The sequence below is a fragment of the Pseudomonas sp. GW821-FHT12A04 genome (assembly GCF_058807755.1).
Map to the genome: position 1 here is coordinate 231,497 of NZ_JBXAQZ010000013.1, position 6,759 is coordinate 238,255.

Below are 6,759 nucleotides of genomic sequence, written 5' to 3' on the forward strand. Positions count from 1 at the left end.
CCGTAGGCTCTTATGTCGCGCTATGCTGCTGCGCATTCATTGCAGAAGGAAACCTGATTCATGGCAGGAAGCAGTTTGCTGGTGCTGATCGACGACATTGCGACCGTGCTGGATGACGTGTCCTTGATGACCCAAATGGCCGCCAAGAAAACGGCCGGCGTACTCGGTGACGACCTGGCGCTCAACGCTCAGCAAGTCAGTGGCGTGCGTGCCGAACGGGAAATCCCGGTGGTCTGGGCGGTCGCCAAGGGTTCGTTCATCAATAAACTGATCCTGGTGCCGTCGGCGCTGGCGATCAGTGCGTTCATTCCGTGGCTGGTCACACCGCTGTTGATGGTCGGCGGTGCCTATCTGTGCTTTGAAGGGTTTGAGAAGCTCGCCCACAAGTTCCTGCACAGCAAGGCTGAAGATCAGGCTGAACATGCCGAATTGGTCGAAGCTGTGGCAGACCCGGCGGTGGATCTGGTGGCGTTTGAAAAGGACAAGATCAAGGGCGCGATCCGTACCGACTTCATTCTCTCGGCCGAAATCATCGCCATCACCCTCGGTGTCGTCGCCGAGTCGGCGCTGACCCAGCAAGTCGTCGTGCTGTCGGGGATCGCCATCGTCATGACTGTCGGTGTCTACGGGTTGGTAGCGGGTATCGTCAAACTCGATGATCTGGGGCTCTGGCTGACCCAGAAGCCTGGTCAGATGGCCAAGAGCATCGGTGGCGGGATTTTGCGTGCGGCTCCGTACATGATGAAAAGCCTGTCGGTGATCGGCACCGCGGCGATGTTCCTGGTCGGCGGCGGCATCCTGACCCACGGCGTGCCGGTGGTGCATCACTGGATCGAAAGTGTCAGCGCGGGGGCGGGTGGTGCCGGGTTTATCGTACCGACGTTGCTCAATGGGGTAGCGGGGATTGTGGCGGGGGCGGTGGTGTTGGTTGGGGTGATGGCTGCCGGCAAGATCTGGAAAGTCCTGAAAGGCTGAAGCGCGAATAGAGGATTTATCTGCAGTACATAACAACTGTGGGAGCGTGCTTGCTCGCGATGGCGGTGTAGCAGTCAACATCAATGTTGAATGTAACGGCCTCATCGCGAGCAAGCTCGCTCCCACAGTGTTTTTTGGGGGGCTTGTTTACTCGGCAACCTGCAACTTGCGCGCTTCGGTGTACACGTAACGCACTTTCTCGTACTCGAATGGCGAGTTCATCTGACCATAGCGGAAGCCGGTCTGGTGGCGCTTGTCGATGCCGCGCAGGATCACGACTTCCGGATGGTTGGAGCTGACTTCGGCCACGTTGAGGAAGTTGATCGCATTCTCGGCCGAGTAATCCACCAGCAGGCCGCCGGTGTCACGCAGATTCGACGGACCGAGGATCGGCAGGACGAAGTAAGCGCCGCCCGGCACGCCGTAGAAGCCTAAAGTCTGGCCGAAGTCTTCGCTCTGACGCGGCAGGCCCATGGCGGTGGCCGGGTCCCACAGGCCGGCGATGCCGATGGTGGTGTTGAGCAGCAGTCGCCCGGTGGTTTCCAGCGAGCGTTGGCCCTTGAGTTGCAGCAGGCTGTTCATCAGGTTCGGCACGTCGCCGAGGTTGTTGAAGAAGTTGCTGACACCGGTGCGCAGGAAGCTCGGGGTAACGTAGCGGTAACCATTGACCACCGGCAGGAACACCCATTGGTCGAAGCGGTAGTTGAAGTGATAGACGCGCCGGTTCCACTCTTCCAGCGGATCGTAGACGGCCAGCGCGTTGAGCGTCGAACGCTCGAACTCGCGCTGATCCAGGCCCGGGTTGAATTTGAGTTTGCTCAGCGGCTCCTTGAAGCCATCGCTGTCGACGACCACGGGGGCATTGGCTTTGCTGTTGTCGGCATTGGCGACGCCTGCACAGAGTAACGCTGCGAAAAGCAGGAGATATTTAGCCACGGAAAAACTCCAGCATGGCGTCGCTGTTGACGCGGTAGTTAATGTTGCCGCAGTGGCCGCCATACGGGTAAACGGTCAGGCGATCACCGAAGGTCTTGCGCAGGAAGCCCAGGTCGCCAGGACCGAGGATTACGTCATCGGCGTTGTGCATGACCGCGATTTTCGGACTTTCGTGCAGGTAGTCCTTCAGTGCATACAGGCTCACCTGGTCAATCAGTTGCAGCAGGCTGCCGCCGTCGGTGCGGGCGCGCCACATCGGGATCACTTGTTCGGTGATGTAGCAGTCGAAGTCGCATTGCAGCGCACGCTTGAGGAATGGCGTGAGGCTGGTGCCCTCGGTGATCGGGAACTTGGGTGGGGTGATCAGGCCGCGACGGTTGACCAGGTCCGAAGTGAAGGCGATATCGGCCGCCGAAAAGCGGAACGAGGTGCCGATCAACATGGCCATCTGCTCGTTGGTCAGGTGCTGCTTGGACTGCTGGAAGTCGTAGAGCAGGGCGTCATTGAGGTCGATGTAGCCCTTTTGCTGGAAGTAGCGGGTCAGCTTGTCCAGTACCAGTTCATAGAATGTGGTGCTGGTGTTGATGCCCTTGACCTCGGTCTGGACCAGCTTGTCGAGGTTGGTGATCGAGGTGTAGAGGTTGACCGGCGGGTTGAGCAGCAGGACTTTCTTGAAGTTGAAGCTGCGGCGGGTTTCGTCCAGGTGAGAGACGAACGCGGCATCCAGTGCACCCAGGCTATACCCGGTCAGGTAGTAATCGGTGACCGGCACTTTCGGATTCTGTGCCCGTACGGCCTGCATCACCCGGTACAGATCTTCGGCGTCTTCCTTGGAAACACCCGGCGTGGCGAAGCGTGAGGCGGCACTCATGAAGTCATAGCTGGTGGGCGATGACAACTGCACCACGTGGTAGCCGGCTTTGTAATAGAGCTTTTTCAGGTATTCGTTCAGGGTGCTGTCATAGCGCGCGCCGGTGCCGGCGATCAGGAACATCAGCGGTGCGGCGTGATCCTGTGTGGCAATGCGGTAGTCGAGCGTCTTGACCGCCCAGAAGTTGTTCGGCAATTCGAACGCCCGTTCCGGACGCAAGGTGACACTGCGCACCGTCTGATCGATGTCTTCGTCCAGAGGTAACTCCGGACGCAGGTCCGGCGGTGTGGTCGCGATGGTCGCCTCGAACGGGTTGGTCAGGGGGTAGCCATAGCTGGCGGCGTCAATGTCGGCCGCCAGTGCGGACGCACTCAATATAAGGCCGCCAAACAGGGCAGCGAAGCGCAAGGAACGGAGCATGACTAAATCCCTTAGAGGAAGGTGCCGAATGAATTTCGCAGGCTATGACCACCAGATTTGCGCCAAAGTGCCAACCCTCGGCACCAAACAGGCTTAATTTCGAAGTAATAGTAGCTGGACGATACACTTTGCAGCGATTGAAAGACCAGTTAACAGTTGTTATCGCTTGCGAAACGCTTAAGGGCGATTAAGCTGGCCGCCGCTTTTCGCCAATTGGAGTGTTTCATGTCTCGCCGCTTGCCCGTGATTCTGCTGCTTGTTTTGCTGCCTTTATGGCTGGCCGCCAGTTATGGCGCGCGCTATGGCTTCATGGAGGATGCGCAGTGGGTTGGCATTTGTGTGGATGAAGCGAATCGTTGGGAATGCCTGGTACGTTCGAACCTGGGGCTGATGATCCATTTCGGGGTGTTGGGCTGGGCTGCGCTGGGTGCGGCGATCATCGGCTTTGTCGTGCCGGGGCGGGCAGGCTGGTGGCTGGCGGTGCTGGCGCTGGTGTTCGGTTTTCCGGCACTGGCGTTGTACAACACCACGCTGGCAGTGTTTGCGGTGGTGATTGCGGGGTTGCGGTTGGTCAGGGCTTCCCGTAGCGCTTAAAAGTCCGTCTTCGCGAGCAAGCCCGCTCCCACATTTGATCTTTATCGCACGCAAACATTGTGTGCACTGAGGATCTACTGTGGGAGCGAGCTTGCTCGCGATGAGGTCAGTCAGGTCGCTAAAGAGTTAAACCTTGCGAACCCGCAAGCAGCGCCACAACGCAGCCACCATCAACACACTCACCAGCGCCCAACCCCAGGCCTGCTGGTTCTGCAAACCTTCACGGTACAGCTGCGGCGCAATGCCGGCACCGATGATGAAGGTCAGCAACGCAATCTCGCGGCGCGGCACGTTCACCGGGCGGCACAGATAGACCAGTGCCGGCACGATGAACGCGACACTCGGGAAGCTGCGATAACGCGGATCGAGCACCAGTTCCAGCATCATCACGGCTGCCGCGAAACCTGTCGTTGCAACCAGCCAGCCAGCACGGCGCTCAAGCAGGTTGAAAGCCCGCCCGCGCCAACCGTTGCGAGGGCTCAATGTCAGCGCGGCATGAGTCAGCACCAGCAGATTCAGGGCGGTCAGCAATCCGACCCATAGCCATTCACTGGTAAAGCGCGTGGTCACCCGTGCCAGGTCGCCCCAGGCGCCAATCGAACACGCAGCCAAGGCACCGAGCAGGGGCAGCACCAGTGCCGACCGCGTCGTGCGGACCCGACCACCGAGCAGCAAGGTGCCGATGAAGATCAAGCCGCCCACCGCCAGCCACTGCGACCAGTACGGTACGTTTGTCACGGGCCCCGCCAGCACGCCCTTGTCCTGGCGATCGGCGTCGAACAAGCCCCAGTATCCACCGACCGCACCTTCACTGGCGCGTTTCCAGGGCTGGTCGAAGGCTTCGATCAGGTTGTAGTGCCAACCCTGTTGCTCGGCCATGGCGACAAAGCCGCGAATGAACTTGGCTTCGTTGACCCGGCTCGGCAGGGCCGTTTCGCGCTGGCGACCTTCGCTTGGCCAGCCGGTTTCGCCGATCAGCACATCCTTGGGCGCGAATTTGTTGCCGAACACCTGGCGTACATCGGCCACATGCTGCAGGGCTGCGTCGATGTTCGACGGATCATCTTCCCAGTAGGGCAGCAAGTGAATGGTCAGGAAGTCCACGGCGGGGGCAATTTCCGGATGCTTGAGCCAGAACTCCCAGACGTCGGCGTAGGTGACAGGTTGTTTGACCTGGCTCTTGACCTTGTTGATCAGCTTCGCCAATTGCGCGCCAGTGATTTCCTTGCGCAGCAGGGTTTCGTTGCCGACGATCACTGCGCTCACCACATCCGGGTTGGCATTGGCCGAGGCGATCAGCAGGTCGACTTCTTTCTCGGTGTCCACCGGGTTGCTGTTGACCCAGGCACCGATCATCAGCTTCAAGCCATGCTTGCGCGCCAGGTCCGGCAGGGCTTCGAGGCCGGTCATGGAATAGGTGCGGATGCATTCGAAACGGGTCGCCAGCAGCGCGAGGTCGGCGTCCATGCGCTCCGGACGCAATTTGAATGGCTGGTCGAACGGCGATTGATCCTTGTCGAACGGCGTGTAGGAGGCGCATTGCAGCTTGTGCGTCGCGCTGGCGACGTCCGGTAAAGCCACCGGTTTGCCGAGGCCGTACCAGAAGCCACCGAGGGCAAACAGCCCCAGCAGGCAAGCGAATAGATAAGCAGCGAAAGGAAAGCGGGATGTCGCGGACATGGTCAGGCCGTGTGGGAGCAAAGCGGCGCATGTTACCTGCATTTACCGCGTGCTTGGTGGCCTGCATGATTTTGACATGCAAAGTTCGAGCGGATTGGCAGGGGGGTCTGTTGCGCTGAGGATTAATGGCTTTCTGATGTCGTTTCTCGATGGCTTGAGGTCGCTGGCAGAGCAGGTCGCCATGAGCGTCAGGTTGATTATCGCAAGTGTCAGTACTCCGCTGATGTTCGAACGAGTTTGCGGTGGGCGTGATGGGGGCGCTGTGCACCATAACAATACGTTTAAGCGACTCGGCATCCGTCGAGCGCAGCACTTTCGGGGAAGTAACGATGAAGATGCGACGACTCTTGGGCGCAGGTGCGGCTTTGGTGCTGGCGATCAGTTCGGCCGTGGCGAGCGCCGCCGGCAAGGACGTGACGCTCGGTTATGTCGACGGTTGGTCGGACAGTGTCGCCACGACCAACGTGGCGGCTGAAGTGATCAGGCAGAAACTCGGTTATGACGTGAAGCTGCAAGCCGTCGCTACCGGGATCATGTGGCAGGGCGTGGCCACCGGCAAACTCGACGCCATGCTGTCGGCCTGGCTGCCGGTGACCCACGGTGAGTACTGGACGAAGAACAAGGATCAGGTCGTCGACTACGGCCCGAACTTCAAGGACGCGAAAATCGGCCTGATCGTGCCGGAGTACGTCAAGGCCAAGTCCATTGACGACCTCAAGACCGACGACACCTTCAAGAACCGCATCGTCGGCATCGACGCCGGTTCAGGTGTGATGCTCAAGACCGATCAGGCGATCAAGGACTACGACCTGACCGGTTATCAACTCAAGGCCAGTTCCGGTGCCGGCATGATCGCCGAGCTGACCCGTGCCGAGAAGAAGAACGAATCCATCGCGGTCACCGGCTGGGTACCGCACTGGATGTTCGCCAAGTGGAAACTGCGCTTCCTCGAAGACCCGAAAGGCGTGTACGGCGCGGCTGAAACCGTGAACAGCATCGGCAGCAAGGGCTTGGAAGCCAAGGCGCCGGAAGTGGCCAAGTTCCTGAAGAACTTCCAGTGGGAATCCAAGGATGAAATCGGCCAGGTGATGTTGGCGATTCAGGATGGTGCCAAACCTGAAGCCGCGGCGAAGGATTGGATCGCCAAACACCCTGAGCGTGTGGCTGACTGGACCAAGTAATAGCAAAGAACACGCTTGACCCTGTGGGAGGGGGGGGGGGGGGGGGGGGGGGGGGGGGGGGGGGGGGGGGGGGGGGGGGGGGGGGGGGGGGGGGGGGGGGGG

General features: G+C 60.0%; 6 protein-coding genes. 3 read left to right on the plus strand and 3 right to left on the minus strand.

The window, feature by feature from the left end; translation table 11 throughout:
• Positions 1-60: 60 nt before the first annotated feature.
• Positions 61-975 (plus strand): DUF808 domain-containing protein, encoded by a 915-nt coding sequence (locus tag AC1RS8_RS21340; protein WP_057715838.1) that lies wholly within the window; start codon positions 61-63, stop codon positions 973-975.
• Positions 976-1,122: 147 nt separating this feature from the next.
• Here AC1RS8_RS21340 and AC1RS8_RS21345 read toward each other — a convergent pair whose 3' ends face one another.
• Both AC1RS8_RS21345 and AC1RS8_RS21350 read right to left on the minus strand, forming a co-directional pair.
• Positions 1,123-1,911: an MlaA family lipoprotein gene (locus tag AC1RS8_RS21345; RefSeq protein ID WP_057715837.1), complete on the minus strand. Its 789-nt coding sequence runs from the start codon at positions 1,909-1,911 to the stop codon at positions 1,123-1,125.
• Positions 1,904-3,202, minus strand: a complete 1,299-nt coding sequence (locus AC1RS8_RS21350) for a serine/threonine protein kinase (RefSeq protein ID WP_057715836.1) — start codon at positions 3,200-3,202, stop codon at positions 1,904-1,906. Before AC1RS8_RS21350 ends, AC1RS8_RS21345 begins: the two co-directional genes overlap by 8 nt.
• 225 nt (positions 3,203-3,427) lie before the next feature.
• Here AC1RS8_RS21350 and AC1RS8_RS21355 point away from each other — a divergent pair, with 225 nt between their 5' ends.
• Complete coding sequence (locus tag AC1RS8_RS21355; RefSeq protein WP_057715835.1) at positions 3,428-3,796, plus strand: hypothetical protein; 369 nt, start codon at positions 3,428-3,430, stop codon at positions 3,794-3,796.
• Positions 3,797-3,922: 126 nt separating this feature from the next.
• Here the strand turns inward: AC1RS8_RS21355 and AC1RS8_RS21360 are convergent, their stop codons facing one another.
• Entirely contained in the window at positions 3,923-5,518 is a 1,596-nt protein-coding gene (locus AC1RS8_RS21360; protein WP_489340031.1) for a glycoside hydrolase family 17 protein, read from the minus strand.
• Between the two features lie 287 nt (positions 5,519-5,805).
• On the opposite strand from AC1RS8_RS21360, the gene AC1RS8_RS21365 reads away from it, so the two are divergent.
• Positions 5,806-6,657, plus strand: a complete 852-nt coding sequence (locus AC1RS8_RS21365; RefSeq protein WP_057715833.1) for a glycine betaine ABC transporter substrate-binding protein — start codon at positions 5,806-5,808, stop codon at positions 6,655-6,657.
• The last annotated feature ends 102 nt before the right edge of the window (positions 6,658-6,759 follow it).